The organism is Acidovorax sp. GBBC 1281 (genome assembly GCF_028473645.1).
In the GTDB taxonomy this organism is placed as follows: domain Bacteria; phylum Pseudomonadota; class Gammaproteobacteria; order Burkholderiales; family Burkholderiaceae_C; genus Paracidovorax.
The window spans coordinates 4,839,937-4,854,351 of sequence record NZ_CP097269.1 but is presented as its reverse complement, the minus strand read 5'-3'; the positions used below and the strand labels follow the sequence as shown (position 1 = coordinate 4,854,351).

The window sequence follows — 14,415 nt, the reverse complement described above, 5'->3', positions numbered from 1 at the left end:
CAGGAAAAGGATCAGCGCAGGTTGACCAGCGTGGACATCACCTGGTCCTGCGTCTTGATGGTCTGTGCGTTGGCCTGGTAGGCCCGCTGCGCCGTCATCATGTTCACCAGCTCGGCCGTCAGGTCCACGTTGGAGTCTTCCAGCGCGCCGGAGCGCAGGGCACCGAACTTGCCGTCGGTGGGCGCGCCCATCACGGCCTGGCCGGACTCGAACGTCTCGGCCCAGTTGTTGTTGCCGATGGACGCCAGGCCCTGCGTGTTGCGGAAGCTGGCCAGCGCCAGCTGCCCCTCGGCGCGCGTCACGCCGTTGGAGTAGCGCGTCATCACCATGCCGTTGTTTTCGATGTTGATGCCCGTCAGCTCCCCGGCGGTGTAGCCGTCCTGCGACAGGTCGGACACGGCGAACTTGGTGCCGAACTGCGTCACGCCGTCCAGCTTCACGTTCACGGTGTAGTCGGTGAGGTTGTTGGGGTTCGGCGGCGTGGGCGAGATCGTGATCGGCATCTGAAAGCCCGTGGCGGGCGCCGTCGCGGCAGGCGACGTGATCTTGCCGTTGTTGTCGAACTTGATCTGGCCGATGGCAGTGGCCACCACGGGCGGCGTTGCCGTGGGGTCGTCCAGCTTGTCGTACACGTCCCAGGTGTTGGCGCCGTTCTTCTGGAAGTACAGGCTCACCGGCTTGGCGACGCCCTGGCTGTCGTAGACGTTGATCGAGGTGCCGTAGGTGGCGCGCGGCGTGGCGGGCACGGGCGGCGTGGCGGTGGAGTCGCCCGCAGCGTTCGGGGCGCGCGCGTCGAGGTTGAACGATGCGGTGATCGACGTGGTCTGCTTGGCCGGGATCGGCTGCGAGGTGGGGAAGGTGAGCGGCGCGGCATTGCTCGACGAGCGCAGGCCCGTGGCCGGGTCCACCGCGTAGCCCATCACCTTGGCGCCGCTGTTGGTGATCACGTTGCCCAGGTCGTCGAGCTTGAAATTGCCCGCACGGGTATAGGCATTGGTGCCATCGGGCTGCTGCAGCTTGAAGAAGCCGTCGCCGTTGATCGCCACATCCAGGCTGTTGCCGGTGATCGACAGGTTGCCCTGGTTGAACTGCTGCGCCACGTCGGCGGTTTCCACGCCGATGCCGGCGTTGGTTCCCCCCGCGGAGCCGATGGCCGAGGCAACCATTTCAGCGAACTCGGCGCGGGAGGCCTTGAAGCCCACCGTGTTGGAGTTGGCGATGTTGTGGCCGATCACGTCCAGGTTCTTGCTGGCGGCGTTGAGGCCGGACAGGCCTTGCTGAAAGCTCATGGTGTTCTCCTGAGAGGAAGAAGGGAAGCGCGTGGATAGGTGGGAAGGGCGTGCTGGTCAGAGCACCGCTTTGATCTGGCTGTAGTTGACGGTGCTGCCGGTGTCCAGGTCGAGCGTCAGCGCGCCGCTGTTGGAGCCGGTGCCCACCACCTTCGCCTGCATGAGCGCCGTGGACTGCACGGTGCCGTCCTTGGTGGAGGCGACCACGCGGAACTGAAGGTCGCTCTTGTTGCCCGCGTACTTGCTGGCGTCGAACTCGAACTCGTGGCGGCCCTTGTCCTGCGCGCCCATGTCCACCGTGCCGACGACCGCGCCGCCGGGCGTGACGACCTCGACCTTGGTGCTGGTCGCCGCGCCGGCCAGCTCGAAGTAGCCCTTGCCCGTGCTGTCGGTGTAAGTCATCTTGGAGCCTTCCGCGAGCACCGAACGGCCGATCATGGCCGTGCCCTGCAGCGTCTGCATCGTGGAGAACTGCTCGGCCATGGTCTGCATGGTGAGGTTCAGCGTCTGGATGCCGGTGACGGTGTTGATCTGCGCCATCTGCGAGGTCATCTGCGCGTTGTCCATCGGATTCATCGGATCCTGGTTGTTCAACTGCGCGACCAGCAGCTTCAGGAAGCGGTCCTGTGCGGCGTTGGGGTCGGTGGCCGAATTGGCGCTGGTGCCCGAATTCACGGTGGCGGTGGAGCCGATGGGATTGAGGATCATGGCGAGGTTCTTCCCGAAAAGTTACTGGCCCATCTGCAGGGTCTTGAGGAGCAGCGACTTGGCCGTGTTCATGACCTCGACGTTGTTCTGGTAGGAGCGCGAGGCGGAGATCATGTTGACCATCTCCTCCACCGCGTTCACGTTGGAATGGGTGACGTAGCCCTCCGCATCGGCGGATGGGTGGCTCGGGTCGTGCACCCGCTTGCCCGGCGCGTTGCTCTCGCTGATCGCGCTCACCCGCACGCCGGCGGCGCTCTCGGCGCCCATCGGCGCCGTCTGGAACACCACCTGGCGCGCCTTGTAGGCCTGGCCGTCCGGGCCGGCGACGGCCTCGACGTTGGCCAGGTTGCTGGCCACCACGTTGAGCCGCTGCGACTGCGCACTGATGGCGCTGCCTGAGACATTGAAGATGGAGAACATGGACATGGCGGTTTCCGCTTTCCGTGGGTGGTGGCGTTGCGGCGCTTACTGGCCCTGGATGGCGCTCAGCATCGTCTTGGCGTTGCCGTTGATGAACCGCAGCGTGGCTTCGTAGCGCACGGCGTTGTCCACGAAGGCGGCCCGCTCGCGATCGAGGTCCACCGTGTTGTTGTCCAGGTTGGGCTGGGTCTGCACCGAGTAGCCCAGCGTGCTGCCCGATCCCATGCCTGTCGTGGCGGCCGGCAGCGGAATGTGGCGCGGATCGGTGGCGCTTTGCTGGCGCTGGCCGGTGGCCAGGGACATGGTCGACCCCGATCCGGTGCTCAGCGTGGTCGAGCCGCCGCCGGTCGCATCGCGCATCGCGTCGGCGAAATTGAAGTCGCGGGCCACGTAGCCCGGCGTGTCGGCATTGGCGATGTTGCTCGCGATGGCACGCTGGCGCTCGGCACGCAGCAAAAGCGCGTTGCCGTGGAAATCCAGCCTTTCAGTCATCTTGTTGAGCATGTCAGCCTCGCAAAGCGTTGGGTCCTGGCCGGGGAAAAGAGGGGTTCCGGCGTGGGTTCGATTATGGAAATGGGCCGGTTTTTCTAAAGCGCGAAGAACGCGGCGATTGGCGCGCAGTTCGGTGCTTCGTGCGCGCCGGCCGGCCCTAAAGTGCAAGGGGTCGAATGGCCTTCCCTGTTGGGCGGCGCATTCCCCGCCACAGGAGGCTTTCCCATGTCACACACCACCGCTCCCCGATTCCTTCCCACCCTGCGCCTGGCCCGGATGGCCGCGCTGGCGGCGGCCTTTGCCCTGCCCGCCGCGGCGCTGCGGGCCCAGGCCGTGGCCGAACCGGCGGCGGACCTGGGCGGAATCACCCAGCGCTGGCTGGACGATGCGCTGCAGCGCGGCCAGTCGGGCACGGCCAGCATGCCGCTGCGCATGGAAGTGAGTGTGGGGGCCTTGGACCCCCGCCTGCGCCTAGCGCCATGCGCTCGCGTCGAGCCCTACCTGCCCGCTGGCTCGCGGCTGTGGGGCCGCACCCGCCTCGGGCTGCGGTGCGTGGACGGTGCCACCGCGTGGAACGTGTTCCTGCCCGTCACCGTCAAGGCGTACGGCCCGGCGTGGGTGCTCACGGGCAATGTCGCGTCCGGGGCCGTGCTCACGGCCGCCGATGCGACCGAGGCCGAAGTGGACTGGGCGGCAGAAACCACCGCGATCTTGGCCAATCCCGAAAGCTGGGTCGGCATGGTGGCCTCGCGCCAGCTCATGGCCGGCCAGGCCGTGCGTCAGCACATGGTGAAGGCGCCGACCCTGTTCAAGGCGGGGGCGGCGGTGCGGGTGGTGGCGCAGGGGCGGGGTTATTCGGTAACATCCGCAGGCCAGGCGATCACTGCAGGCGCCGTTGGCGAGACTGTGCGCATCCGTATGGAGAATGGCCGTGTCGTCGCCGGTGTTGTGTCCGAAAATGGAACAGTAGAGATCACTTTGTAAGCGATGGGGCGCAAGAAAAGCCTAAAGTCCCTGTCGAAGTGGTCGAAAACATTGCTACTGTGCCCCACATCGAGCGGGGTGGGAGAGAGCGATGAAGATAGGTCAAAACCCCGAAATAGCCAATGCAGTGTCGCAAGCCGCCACTGCCGCCAAGCAGGCCAAGGCCCCTGCGGCTGCCGCCGAAACGGCTGCCAAGAGCGCCGCGCCCGCTGCCGCTGCGGCCGCTGGCGTGCCTGTCACGTTTTCCAGCGCCGCCCGCGGACTCGAAGCCAATGGCCGGGCCAGCACCGATTTCGATGCCAACAAGGTGAAGGCCGTGCGCGCCGCCATCGAAAAGGGCACGTTCACGGTGGACGCCGATGCGATCGCGGACAAGCTGCTGTCCAATGCGCAGGAAATCATCTCCCACACCAGCAACAGCCACTGACCCCGGGTTTCCTGCAGGGGTTGATCGGCACAGGATCCACCCATGCAACTCGAAACCACGCTGTCTGAAGTTGAATCCCGGTTGAAAGACGTCGGTGCCGCCCTGGTGGAAACCGACGCGCTCGCGGTAGAACGTACCGCCCCCCTGTTGCGCCAGGCCGCTCTCGATCTGTCCCAGGCGCTTCAGAAAATCCCCCGCCCCACCGAATTGCCGGCCGACATCCAGCGCCGCATCCAGGCCCTGCGCAGCCAGTTGTCCCAGCAGCGGGAACAATTGGCGCGCCTGTCTGCTTTGACCGAGCGCCAGGTGGCGACCCTGCTGCCGCCCCAGGAGGCTGCGACCTACGGAAACGGTGCTCCGGCACGCTCGGGCGGCGCCGCTCGGATCTACCGGTCGCAGGGCTGATCCCGCCCGGCTTCCCCTTCGCTCCTGGCAAAAGCCAGTTCCCCAAAGCAAAAAGGCCGCATCTGCATGCGGCCTTTTTCGTTGGCTCCAGGGGATGTGCCCGGTGGGGGGGCAGCGGCACTCCGCTAGTGGCTGCGCATCTTGGCGCGCAGGCGGGCGATGGACTGGCTGTGCAGCTGGCAGATGCGCGATTCGGTCACTCCCAGCACGGCCGCGATTTCCTTCAGGTTCATGTCGTGCTCGTAGTACATACCCATGATGTGCTGCTCGCGCTCTGGCAGGCTCTTGATGGCGGCCACCAGCGAGGCCTTGAGCCGCTGGTCGCGCAGCATGGCCATCGGGTCGGCGTCGCCGTCGGCCACGTGCCGGTCGAGGAAGCTGTCGTCGCCGTCGTCGCCCCGCGTCATGTCTTCCAGGTAGACGAGCTGCGTGCCGCGCACCTTGCCCAGCAGCGTCTGGTATTCGCCCAGGCTCAGGTCCAGCTCGGCGGCGATTTCTGACTCGAGCGGACTGCGGCCGAGTTTCTGCTCCAGCCGGTGGACGGCGTGTTCGATTTCCTTCTGGCTCTTGCGCGAGCTGCGGGACATCCAGTCGCCCTCGCGCAGTTCGTCGAGCATGGCGCCGCGGATGCGCTGGGTGGCGAAGGTCTCGAACTGCACGCCCTGCGCCACCTCGTAGCGCGACAGAGCCTCGCTCAAGCCCATCATGCCAACCTGGATGAGGTCGTCCAGCTCCACGTTGGGCGGGAGCTTGGCGATCATGTGGTGCGCAATCCGGCGAACCAGCGGCACGTGCTGGCGGATCAGCGCATCGCGGTCGAGCTGTCCTTTGGCGGTGTACATCGGGTCAATGTCTCCGGGCGAAATGCGCAGCCGTCTCCGTCATGCCGAAGGGCGGGGTGGGGGGCGGCGTTGCGGCGCCAATGGTGCACGCGTTTTCCAGCAGTTGCAAGGCCAGGCGCTGCACGTCCTGGGCGTGGTTGGCACGCACCGTGCTGGTCAGGATGCCGCTGCCCAGGTGCCGCTCGGCGCAGCGCTGCAGCGTGTTCAACGCCGCATGCGTCGGGTCGGCCTGGGCCGGCCCGCCCGGCGGCAGGATGGAGGCCACCGAGCAGTGCACGCCGGCGTGCATCGCCATGTGTTTCAGTTGCCGGTAGCTTTGCACCACGCTGTCGGGGCCGCCCTCGGCGATCACCAGGGGGATGGCCGAGGTCGCGCGCACCAGCGGTGCCAGCACCTCGGCGCTGGCGTAGAGCACGAGCAGCGCATAGGTGCGAAAGAAGGGTTGCAGCGCCTGCATCGCGGCCGGGCCGTCGGCGGTCTGGCGGGCGAGGCGCTGCATGCCGTAGCCGGCCGGAATCACCGCCAGCGACGAGGCCGCCGGGCCGGTTTCGAGCGGGGCGCCGTTCTGCCAGGAGGGCTCGGCCAGCAGGTGGGCCAGGCCCGGCGCGTCGTCGGTTTCGCGGGCGGTGCCGTCCAGCACGGCCACGGGATACCCCAGCCGCTGCAGGCTGGAACACACCTGCCACAGGGTTTCCAACCCGTAGGCGGCGTCGGGCTGCGCCACGACGGACACGACCCGCAGGTCCGACTGCGGCGTGATGCTGTGCAGGCTCGTGGCCTGGTGGAATCCGGTATCAAGCATCGACCAGTCCCCTTTCCGAGGCAAGCTCGGGCGAGTGCGAGAAGAAGAAGTTCAGGTCCGACGCCTTGGGGTCGAAGGCCGACTTGGCGGGCGAGCGCATCGAGGTGCTGATGAGCTTGTGCGCATCGGCGGCCTCCCAGTCCTCAGGCACACGCTGGCCGTTGGTCACGCCGCGCAGCACCATCTGGTGGCGGATCAGGGCGTCGATCGAAGGTCCGAGCTTGACGGCTTCGTCCACCTTGGACAGGATGGCCTGCTGAGAGCCGGCGGTCTTGAAGGCGCTGAGCACGTCGTCCAGCGTGTCGCCGTGGCAGCCGGCGTTCAGCACCAGCAGGCGGTTGACGTTGGGCAGGTCCAGCACATCCAGCATGTCGCGCTTGCGCGGGTCGCGCGGGGCGACGCCGGTGGTGTCGATGAGCACCATCTTCTTGCCGCCCAGCAGGCCGAGCAGGTCCTGCAGCGCGGCGCGGTCGTGCGCCAGGTGGGCCACGACGCCCAGCATGCGGCCATAGGTGCGCAGCTGTTCGTGGGCGCCGACGCGGTACGTGTCCAGGGTGATGAGGCCGACGCTGCCCGGGCCGTGGATGCGGGCGCACAGGGCGGCGAGCTTGGCCGTGGTGGTGGTCTTGCCCACGCCGGTGGAGCCCACCATGGCGTAGATGCCGCCTTCTTCGTACAGGGGGCGGGCGTGCGCGTCGGTCTTCAGGTTGCGCTCCAGCACTTCCATGAGCCAGCGCACCGCGTCGCCGGCGCCCAGTTCCTCGGGAAGGCGCTCCAGCACGGCGCGGGCCAGCGACGGCGAGTAGCCGGCGCGGATGAGCTTGAGCATCAGGTTCGACTGGATCGGGTTTTGCCTGGCCTGGCCGAGCCAGGCCAGGGTGTTGAAGCGGTCCTCGATGAGGTCCTTCATGGACTGCAGCTCGCTCATCAGGTTCTGCTGGCCGGCGGCGGGGGCCAGCGAGGGCACGGGCACCTGCACGCGGCGCGGGGCCACGGGCTCGGGGGCGACGTCCATCGGAATGGAGCGCAGCGGGTTGTGGCGCACCACGGGCGCGGCGGCCGGTGCGGGCATGCGTTCGCGCTCGCGGTCCGGAGCGCGTTCGCGTCTGCGCTCGTTGATCGAAGGGGCCTCGGCCGTGCCGGTCAGGGCTTCGTGGCGGCGGCGCAGCATGCGCTCGCGCACGTAGTCCTGGAACGACAGCGTGCTCATGGCCAACTGCTCGGTGTCCTGCGCCACCGCATTGCGCTGGGGCTCGGCCCGGGCCGCGGCGGCTGCGGGGCGGGCCAGGGTGCGCGCGGGGCTGGCGGCCATGTCGGAGGCGCGCTCCTGCAGGCGGCTCGGCGCAGCTTGCTCGGGCGCGTTTTCCAGGCTGGACAGCGTGTCTTCCGCCGTGGCCATGACTTCCACGCCATTGGCGGTGGGGCGGTTGGACAGGATGAGGGTGCCGTCCCCGAAGGCCATGCGCGCCTTGGCCAGGGCCTCACGCGAGGTGGGGGCGGTGAAGCGTTTGATGTTCATGCGGATGCACCTTTGAGGATCGGGCCAATGCGGATGGTGTGGGTTTCAGGGATCTCGCTGTGGGCGAGCACCTGCAGCCGGGGCGCGACGCGGCGCACCAGGCGGGAAATGGCGTTGCGGATGGCGTCGGGCACCAGCAGGCAGGCGGGCATGCCCAGTTCTTCCTGCTTCATGGCGACTTCGGCGGCCTTCTGCGTGAGGATGTCGGCCACGCCCGGGTCCAGCGAAGGGCCGGCGTTGTTGCTCAGGGCCTGCACCAGCAGGCGCTCCAGGCCGGGTTCGATGGCGATCACGTTCAGCTCGCGCGTCGGGCCGTAGATCTGCTGCACGATGGCGGGCGACAGCGCGATGCGCACGCGGCGGGCCAGTTCCACCGGGTCGGTGGTGGCGCCGGCATGTTCGGCCAGCGTCTCGATGATGGTGCGAATGTCGCGGATGTGCACAGACTCTTCCAGCAGCAGCTGGAGGACTTTCTGGAACGTTGCGATCGACACCATTTTGGGAACCACTTCCTCGATGAGCTTGGGGGCCAGTTTTGCCACGTGTTCCACGAGTTGCTGGGTTTCGGTGCGACTCAGGAGCTTTGCGGCTTGAACTTGCATCAAGTGTGACAAATGCGTCGCCATCACGGTTTCTGAATCAACGACCGTAAAACCCGCCATTTGTGCCGCTTCCTTCTGGTGTTCGTCGATCCAGTGGGCGGGCAGGCCGAATGCGGGGTCGGTCGTGGGCGTGCCGATCAGGGGGGTGGTGATGCCGCCGGGATTGATCGCCAGGTGCATGCCGGGGAAGGCCTCGCCTTCGCCCACCACCACGCCGCGCAGGGTGATGCGGTAGGCGCTGGGCTTGAGTTCCAGGTTGTCGCGCACATGCACGGCCGGCGGCAGGAAGCCCACTTCCTGCGCGAACTTGCGGCGCACGCCCTTGATGCGGGTGAGCAGGTCGCCCTGGCGGTTTTTGTCCACCAGCGTGATGAGGCGGTAGCCCAGCTCCAGGCCCAGCAGGTCCACGGGCTGCAGGTCGTCCCAGCTGGCTTCGCCGTCGTGCGCGGGCGGGGGCGCTTCCACCACCGGCTGCGGGGCGTTGGCGCGCTTCATCAGCGTCCAGGCGGCGTAGCCCAGCGCCGACCCCATGATGAGGAACACGGCGTGCGGCATGCCCGGGATCAGGCCCAGCAGGATCAGGATGCCGGCCGTCACGCCCAGCACGCGGGGCGACATGAAGAGCTGTTGCACGATCTGGTGCCCCATGTCCTCTTCCTTGCCCACGCGCGAGATCACCATGGCCGCGGCCACCGAGATCAGCAGACCCGGGATCTGCGCCACCAGCGCGTCGCCGACTGCCAGCAGGATGTAGCTGTTGGCCGCCTGGCCGGCCGACAGGTCGTGCTGCAGCATGCCGATGGCGAAGCCGCCGACGATGTTGATCAGCAGGATCAGGATGCCGGCGACCGCATCGCCGCGCACGAACTTCGAGGCGCCGTCCATCGAGCCGAAGAAGTTGGCTTCTTCCGCCACTTCCAGGCGCCGGCGCTTGGCTTCCTTCTCGTCGATGAGGCCTGCGTTCAGGTCGGCGTCCACCGCCATCTGCTTGCCGGGCATGGCGTCCAGGGTGAAGCGGGCCGACACTTCGGCGATCCGCTCGGCGCCCTTGGTCACCACCACGAAGTTGATCACCACCAGGATGGCGAACACGATCAGGCCGACGGCGAAGTTGCCGCCGATCAGGAAGTGGCCGAAGGCCTCGATCACCGCACCCGCCGCGCCCGGGCCGGTGTGGCCTTCCAGCAGCACCACGCGGGTGGAGGCCACGTTGAGCGACAGCCGCATCAGCGTGGTCAGCAGCAGCACCGAGGGAAACGCCGCGAAGTCCAGCGGCCGCAGCATGTAGGCCGCCACCATCATCACCATCAGCGCGACGGCGATGTTCAGCGTGAAGAAGGTGTCCAGCAGCCAGGCGGGGATGGGCAGCACCATCAGCGCCAGGATGGCCACCACCAGCAGCGGGGCGGACATGCCCTGCACGGCCGAGGCGTTGGTGCCGGCCCACTGCCGGACGGATTTCATGGAGGGCGTCATGGGGCGGTCCCTGCGTCGGTGGTGCGGTTCAGCGGATCAAGCTCGGGCGGCACGAACGGGTCGGGCTGGGCCTCGGGCATGCGACCTTCGCCGCGCATCGCGGCCTTGAGGCGGTAAACGTAGGCCAGCACCTGCGCCACGGCGGCGTACAGCGTGGCGGGAATGGCCTGGTCCAACTCGGCATGCGCGTAGAGCGCGCGGGCCAGCATGGGCGACTGCAGCACCGGCACCGAATGCTGCGTGGCCATTTCGCGGATCTTGAAGGCCAGCAGGTCGGTGCCCTTGGAGATCACCTGCGGGGCGCTCATCGTGCCTTCTTCGTACTTGAGGGCCACGGCATAGTGGGTCGGGTTCATCACCACGAAGTCGGCCTTGGGCACGGCGGCGATGCTGGCGCGGTCGGCGATCTCGCGGGCGCGCTGGCGCTGGCGGCTCTTGGTCTCGGGGCTGCCCTCGGATTCCTTGTGCTCCTGCTTGATTTCCTCGTGCGACATCTTCTGGCGCGACTTGAAGAAGAACGCCTGCAGCGGCACGTCGACGACCGCCGCGAGAAACACCACCAGCAGCATGAGGCTCACGCCCGAGGTCATCCATTCGCCCACCCAGCGCAGAGCCACCGGCGAGGGCTGCAGCACCAGCATGGACAGCTTCTGGATGCTGTTGCCCAGGAAATTCCAGGCCACGGCGGTGATCACGCCGGTCATGAGCACCATCTTGCCCACGTTGACCAGCTGCTGTTTGGACACCAGGTTGGTGAACCCCGAGATCGGGTTCAGCCGGCTGAACTGGGGTGTGATGGGCTGGAAGCTGAACACCCAGCCGCCGGCGCCGATGGCGCTGACCACGGCGGCGGCGCTGGTGAGAACGGCGAAGACGAGGCTGGCGACCACGCCGATCAGCGCCATCTGGTGCAGCCGGGTGACCATGCTGCCCGTGGCCTGCACCGTGGCGGCGTTGAACACCAGCTGTTCGCGCACGGCCAGCTGCAGGTGTTCGGTCAGCATGGGCGCCAGCACGAGGACGCTGCAGGCGCCCATGCCGAGGACGGCGATGTGGGACAGGTCCCGCGAGCGCGCAGCCTGGCCGTCCTTGCGCGCTTTCTGGAGCTTGTGCTCTGTCGCGGGGAGGTCTTTGTCTTGGCTGGAGTCCATGGTGGCATGACGGCTGGTGGTCATGCCATTGTCGTGAGCGCCCCGGAAACCTAAAGCGCGAATAGACGGCTTGTCGGGCGGCTATTCAGGGTGGCGGCCGGTGGGGTGGGCCGGCAGGGGCGGGGCGTCACGCATGCCGTTGTATCAAAAATGATAGCAATATGCCCTAGTACTTATTGCCATTGCATGCCAAAATGCCATGAAATCCCATGCGGGCATTCGGTGGGCGCTCCTTTTTCAGGAGCGCCATCGCCCGCGCGCCATCAGAAGCCCAGGCTGGCCAGCAGATCATCCACTTGCGACTGGTCGGTGACCACATCGGGCGTGCCTTCGGGGTCGACCACCGGGCCGGCCAGGTGTTCGCGGCGCGCTTCCACCACCGGGGCGACCTGCGCCTGCGCGGCCGGGGGAGCGGTCTGGATGAGTAACTGCACCAGCTGCTCTTCGATCGTGGCCGCCAGGTTGACCACACGGGCGATCACCTGGCCGGTGAGGTCGTGGAAGTCCTGCGCCATCATGATTTCGGTCAGGTGGCCGTCGGCTTCCTTGGTGACGCGTTCCACGTCGTGCAGGAAGTTCATGATCTCGCCCTTGGCGACGGCCGCCACGGGGTCCTTGACCAGCGAGGAGACGACGCGGCGGGTTTCCTCGGCGATGAAGTCGTGCTGGGCCTTGGCCTGCTCCACCCGGCTCAATACCTTCTCCGCCGCTTCGCCCGTGAGGCGCGCGATGTAGGAAAGTCGGCTTTGCGCATCGGGCAACTCGCCCATCGTGCCGCGCAGCTTGTCGGCGTAGCCGAGTTCGTTCAGCGAGTCGTGCAGCTGGCGGGTCAGCTGGCCGATCTTGTTGTGAACGGCGCCGGCTTCCGGAAGGTTGTTGTCCGAGGTATCCATGATCACAGGCCCATTTTCTTGAGGATCAGGGTGACTTTCTCTTCCAGCGTGGCCTTGGTGAACGGCTTGACGATGTAGCCGGCTGCCCCGTTCTGGGCGGCTGCCACGATGTCTTCCTTGCGGGCTTCCGCCGTCACCATCAGCACAGGCAGGTGCTTGAGCTTGTCGTCCTTCTTGATTTCAGCCAGCAGCTGGAATCCGTTCATGTTGGGCATGTTGATGTCGGTGACGACGAAATCGAACTTGCTGTTGCGCAGTTTGTTCAGCGCCACCACGCCGTCTTCCGCCTCGTCGGCATCGGCGAAGCCGCTTTCCTTGAGCAGGTTGCGCACGATGCGTCGCATGGTGGAGAAGTCGTCAACGATCAAAAAGCGGAGTGCAGTGGTCACGTGGGACCCTTTCGGTCGGAAATTGCAGTGTGTATTGTCATGGGCCGCAGGTTTGGTGACAAGACGTTACGGCCGAGGGGCGGATGCCGGATTCTCGCGCTTTTCGGCGGTGAACTCCGTGGAAGTGATGGTGGCAGATTTCTTTCCGAGCAGCCGTTCCTCGGCTTCCTGGGTCAAAACCGTGATCGTGATGCGCCGGTTAGCGGGCGCGCGCGGCTCCTTGGGCTCCAGCAAATCGCTGGCCGCCAGCCCGACAACGCGGCCCAGCTTGGCATCCGGCATGCCGGCGGCCACGAGTTCGCGGCGCGAGGCGTTGGCCCGGTCTGCCGACAGTTCCCAATTGCTGTAGCCGCGGTCGCCGTTGCCGTAGGGCGTCGCGTCGGTGTGGCCCGCCAGGCTGATGCGGTTTTGCACGCCGCCGAGCGCGGTTCCGATTTCTCGAAGAATGTCGCGCATGTAGGGTTTTACCAACGCACTGCCGCTGTCGAACATGGGCCGGTTCTGGTCGTCCACGATCTGGATCTGCAGGCCATCGGGCGTCACATCCATGCGGATCTGCGAGCGATATTCATTCAGCTTGGGCGTTTCGGTGATAAGCGCGTCGATTTTGGCCTGCAGCGCCTTGATGCGCATCTCGTCCTGGCGGGCGCGCTCGGCGCGTGCGGCTTCGAGGTTGGCGCGGCGGTTCGTCGATGTCTCCGAGTCGGAGCGCCGCACCTGGCCATGCACCTTGGACAGATCGTTGCCGCCGCCGGGAATCACGCTCGAGCTGTTACCCGCACCGTCTCCCCCCTGCATGGACACCTTCAGCGGCGAATTGAAGTAGGCGGCGATGCCCTGCAGTTCGCCCTTGGCGGTGGAGCCCAGCAGCCACATCAGCAGGAAGAACGCCATCATGGCCGTCACGAAGTCGGCATAGGCGATCTTCCAGGCGCCGCCATGCACGGCGTGGCCGCCCTTCTTGACGCGCTTGATGATGATCGGCTGGAGTTTCTTGTCGGCCATGGTGGCGTCTTCAGCCTACTTCTTGCCCTTCACGTGGCTTTCCAACTCGGAAAAGCTCGGTCGGTCGGTGGAGAACAGGACCTTGCGGCCGAATTCGATCGCAGTGGCGGGGTTGTAGCCCTGCATGCTGGCCAAAAGCGTGGTCTTGATGCACTGCAGTTCCTTGGCGGCATCTTCCAGCTTCTGCTCGACCAGGCCACCCAGCGGCTCCACCACACCATAGGCCAGCAGGATCCCGAGGAAAGTGCCGACCAGCGCCGAGCCGATCATGCCGCCCAGCACCGAAGGCGGCTGGCCCACCGAGCCCATGGTGTTCACCACACCGAGCACGGCCGCGATGATGCCGAAGGCGGGCAGGGCGCCGGCCAGGCGGGCCAGCGCTGCCACGGGGGCATGCGCTTCCTGGTGGTGGGTTTCTATCTCGCTGTCCATCAGCGCCTCGATCTCGTGGGCGTTCAGGTTGCCGGACACCATCATGCGCAGGTAATCGGTCATGAACTCGATCACATGATGGTCGTTGCCGACCGTGGGGTATTTCTTGAAGATTTCCGACTCGTGGGGCGTCTCGACATCCTTTTCGATGGCCATCAGCCCTTCCTTGCGGGCTTTTTGCAGGATGTCGTAGAGCATGGCCATCAGTTCCATGTACCGCGCCTTGGTGTACTTGGACCCCTTGAGCGCCATGGGCAGCGCCTTCAGCGTGGACTTGAGCACCTTCGGCTGGTTGTTCACCACGAACGCGCCCAGCGCGCCGCCGAAGATCGTGATCATCTCGAACGGGAGCGCTTTGATGATCACGCTCACATTCCCGCCGTGCACCACGTACACGCCGAAAATGCACCCGAGACAGACCAGGTAACCGATGATTACAAACATGGGGCCATTCTGTCAGAGTCTTTTTGAAGCGCAAAAACGGAAATGCAGGCGGGATACACCCCAATTCGTTCCCCTTGACAAGTCCCGTTGCCCTGTTGGTGAAACCGGCCGCCCACCGCCAAAACAGGCGGGCAA

Annotated in this window: 16 protein-coding genes; 3 read left to right on the top strand and 13 right to left on the bottom strand. The window is 66.3% G+C overall.

Annotated elements, in window-relative coordinates:
• Window positions 1–11 precede the first annotated feature (11 nt).
• Genes flgE through flgB form a run of 4 tightly spaced genes read right to left on the bottom strand, consistent with a single transcriptional unit; the run spans window position 12 to window position 2,921 of the window.
• On the bottom strand, window positions 12–1,289 hold the full coding sequence (gene flgE, locus M5C96_RS22720) for a flagellar hook protein FlgE (RefSeq protein WP_272565442.1): 1,278 nt from the start codon (window positions 1,287–1,289) through the stop codon (window positions 12–14).
• Window positions 1,290–1,346: 57 nt separating this feature from the next.
• Window positions 1,347–1,997 carry a flagellar hook assembly protein FlgD gene (locus M5C96_RS22715; protein ID WP_272565440.1) on the bottom strand — a complete coding sequence of 217 codons (651 nt, stop codon included), beginning with the start codon at window positions 1,995–1,997 and terminating at the stop codon, window positions 1,347–1,349.
• Window positions 1,998–2,018: 21 nt separating this feature from the next.
• The gene (gene flgC, locus M5C96_RS22710) at window positions 2,019–2,423 is read right to left on the bottom strand and encodes a flagellar basal body rod protein FlgC (protein ID WP_272565439.1); all 405 of its coding nucleotides are present in this window, start codon (window positions 2,421–2,423) and stop codon (window positions 2,019–2,021) included.
• 39 nt (window positions 2,424–2,462) lie between these two features.
• Window positions 2,463–2,921, bottom strand: a complete 459-nt coding sequence (gene flgB, locus M5C96_RS22705) for a flagellar basal body rod protein FlgB (protein ID WP_272565438.1) — start codon at window positions 2,919–2,921, stop codon at window positions 2,463–2,465.
• A gap of 213 nt (window positions 2,922–3,134) precedes the next feature.
• Here flgB and flgA point away from each other — a divergent pair, with 213 nt between their 5' ends.
• From flgA to M5C96_RS22690, 3 genes are all read left to right on the top strand, one after another.
• Complete coding sequence (gene flgA, locus M5C96_RS22700; protein WP_442867336.1) at window positions 3,135–3,893, top strand: flagellar basal body P-ring formation chaperone FlgA; 759 nt, start codon at window positions 3,135–3,137, stop codon at window positions 3,891–3,893.
• Between the two features lie 91 nt (window positions 3,894–3,984).
• Window positions 3,985–4,320, top strand: coding sequence for a flagellar biosynthesis anti-sigma factor FlgM (flgM, locus tag M5C96_RS22695; RefSeq protein WP_272565436.1), 336 nt, complete (start codon window positions 3,985–3,987; stop codon window positions 4,318–4,320).
• Between the two features lie 42 nt (window positions 4,321–4,362).
• Window positions 4,363–4,725, top strand: a complete 363-nt coding sequence (locus M5C96_RS22690) for a hypothetical protein (RefSeq protein WP_272565435.1) — start codon at window positions 4,363–4,365, stop codon at window positions 4,723–4,725.
• A 125-nt stretch (window positions 4,726–4,850) separates the two neighbouring features.
• Here M5C96_RS22690 and M5C96_RS22685 read toward each other — a convergent pair whose 3' ends face one another.
• The 9 genes from M5C96_RS22685 to motA all read right to left on the bottom strand — a co-directional run bounded on the left by M5C96_RS22685 (window position 4,851) and on the right by motA (window position 14,280).
• Window positions 4,851–5,567, bottom strand: coding sequence for an RNA polymerase sigma factor FliA (locus M5C96_RS22685; protein WP_272565434.1), 717 nt, complete (start codon window positions 5,565–5,567; stop codon window positions 4,851–4,853).
• 4 nt (window positions 5,568–5,571) lie between these two features.
• Window positions 5,572–6,369: a hypothetical protein gene (locus tag M5C96_RS22680; RefSeq protein ID WP_272565433.1), complete on the bottom strand. Its 798-nt coding sequence runs from the start codon at window positions 6,367–6,369 to the stop codon at window positions 5,572–5,574.
• Window positions 6,362–7,888, bottom strand: coding sequence for a flagellar biosynthesis protein FlhF (gene flhF, locus M5C96_RS22675; RefSeq protein WP_272565431.1), 1,527 nt, complete (start codon window positions 7,886–7,888; stop codon window positions 6,362–6,364). Before flhF ends, M5C96_RS22680 begins: the two co-directional genes overlap by 8 nt.
• The gene (flhA, locus tag M5C96_RS22670; RefSeq protein ID WP_272565429.1) at window positions 7,885–9,966 is read right to left on the bottom strand and encodes a flagellar biosynthesis protein FlhA; all 2,082 of its coding nucleotides are present in this window, start codon (window positions 9,964–9,966) and stop codon (window positions 7,885–7,887) included. Before flhA ends, flhF begins: the two co-directional genes overlap by 4 nt.
• Window positions 9,963–11,117 (bottom strand): EscU/YscU/HrcU family type III secretion system export apparatus switch protein, encoded by a 1,155-nt coding sequence (locus M5C96_RS22665; protein ID WP_272569821.1) that lies wholly within the window; start codon window positions 11,115–11,117, stop codon window positions 9,963–9,965. Before M5C96_RS22665 ends, flhA begins: the two co-directional genes overlap by 4 nt.
• Window positions 11,118–11,380: 263 nt before the next feature.
• The gene (locus M5C96_RS22660) at window positions 11,381–12,010 is read right to left on the bottom strand and encodes a protein phosphatase CheZ (RefSeq protein ID WP_272565428.1); all 630 of its coding nucleotides are present in this window, start codon (window positions 12,008–12,010) and stop codon (window positions 11,381–11,383) included.
• 2 nt (window positions 12,011–12,012) lie between these two features.
• Window positions 12,013–12,399, bottom strand: coding sequence for a chemotaxis response regulator CheY (gene cheY / locus M5C96_RS22655; RefSeq protein WP_092745669.1), 387 nt, complete (start codon window positions 12,397–12,399; stop codon window positions 12,013–12,015).
• Window positions 12,400–12,465: 66 nt separating this feature from the next.
• Window positions 12,466–13,404 carry a flagellar motor protein MotB gene (motB, locus tag M5C96_RS22650; protein ID WP_272565427.1) on the bottom strand — a complete coding sequence of 313 codons (939 nt, stop codon included), beginning with the start codon at window positions 13,402–13,404 and terminating at the stop codon, window positions 12,466–12,468.
• A 15-nt stretch (window positions 13,405–13,419) separates the two neighbouring features.
• A complete protein-coding gene (gene motA / locus M5C96_RS22645; protein ID WP_272565425.1) occupies window positions 13,420–14,280 on the bottom strand; it encodes a flagellar motor stator protein MotA in 861 nt (286 codons plus the stop codon).
• Window positions 14,281–14,415: the final 135 nt, after the last annotated feature.

Coding starts and splice junctions, on each gene's coding strand:
- flgE (WP_272565442.1), bottom strand. CDS start 1,289: ATGAGCTTTCAGCAAGGCCTGTCCGGCCTCAACGCCGCCAGCAAGAAC.
- M5C96_RS22715 (WP_272565440.1), bottom strand. CDS start 1,997: ATGATCCTCAATCCCATCGGCTCCACCGCCACCGTGAATTCGGGCACC.
- flgC (WP_272565439.1), bottom strand. CDS start 2,423: ATGTCCATGTTCTCCATCTTCAATGTCTCAGGCAGCGCCATCAGTGCG.
- flgB (WP_272565438.1), bottom strand. CDS start 2,921: ATGCTCAACAAGATGACTGAAAGGCTGGATTTCCACGGCAACGCGCTT.
- flgA (WP_442867336.1), top strand. CDS start 3,135: ATGTCACACACCACCGCTCCCCGATTCCTTCCCACCCTGCGCCTGGCC.
- flgM (WP_272565436.1), top strand. CDS start 3,985: ATGAAGATAGGTCAAAACCCCGAAATAGCCAATGCAGTGTCGCAAGCC.
- M5C96_RS22690 (WP_272565435.1), top strand. CDS start 4,363: ATGCAACTCGAAACCACGCTGTCTGAAGTTGAATCCCGGTTGAAAGAC.
- M5C96_RS22685 (WP_272565434.1), bottom strand. CDS start 5,567: ATGTACACCGCCAAAGGACAGCTCGACCGCGATGCGCTGATCCGCCAG.
- M5C96_RS22680 (WP_272565433.1), bottom strand. CDS start 6,369: ATGCTTGATACCGGATTCCACCAGGCCACGAGCCTGCACAGCATCACG.
- flhF (WP_272565431.1), bottom strand. CDS start 7,888: ATGAACATCAAACGCTTCACCGCCCCCACCTCGCGTGAGGCCCTGGCC.
- flhA (WP_272565429.1), bottom strand. CDS start 9,966: ATGACGCCCTCCATGAAATCCGTCCGGCAGTGGGCCGGCACCAACGCC.
- M5C96_RS22665 (WP_272569821.1), bottom strand. CDS start 11,117: ATGGACTCCAGCCAAGACAAAGACCTCCCCGCGACAGAGCACAAGCTC.
- M5C96_RS22660 (WP_272565428.1), bottom strand. CDS start 12,010: ATGGATACCTCGGACAACAACCTTCCGGAAGCCGGCGCCGTTCACAAC.
- motB (WP_272565427.1), bottom strand. CDS start 13,404: ATGGCCGACAAGAAACTCCAGCCGATCATCATCAAGCGCGTCAAGAAG.
- motA (WP_272565425.1), bottom strand. CDS start 14,280: ATGTTTGTAATCATCGGTTACCTGGTCTGTCTCGGGTGCATTTTCGGC.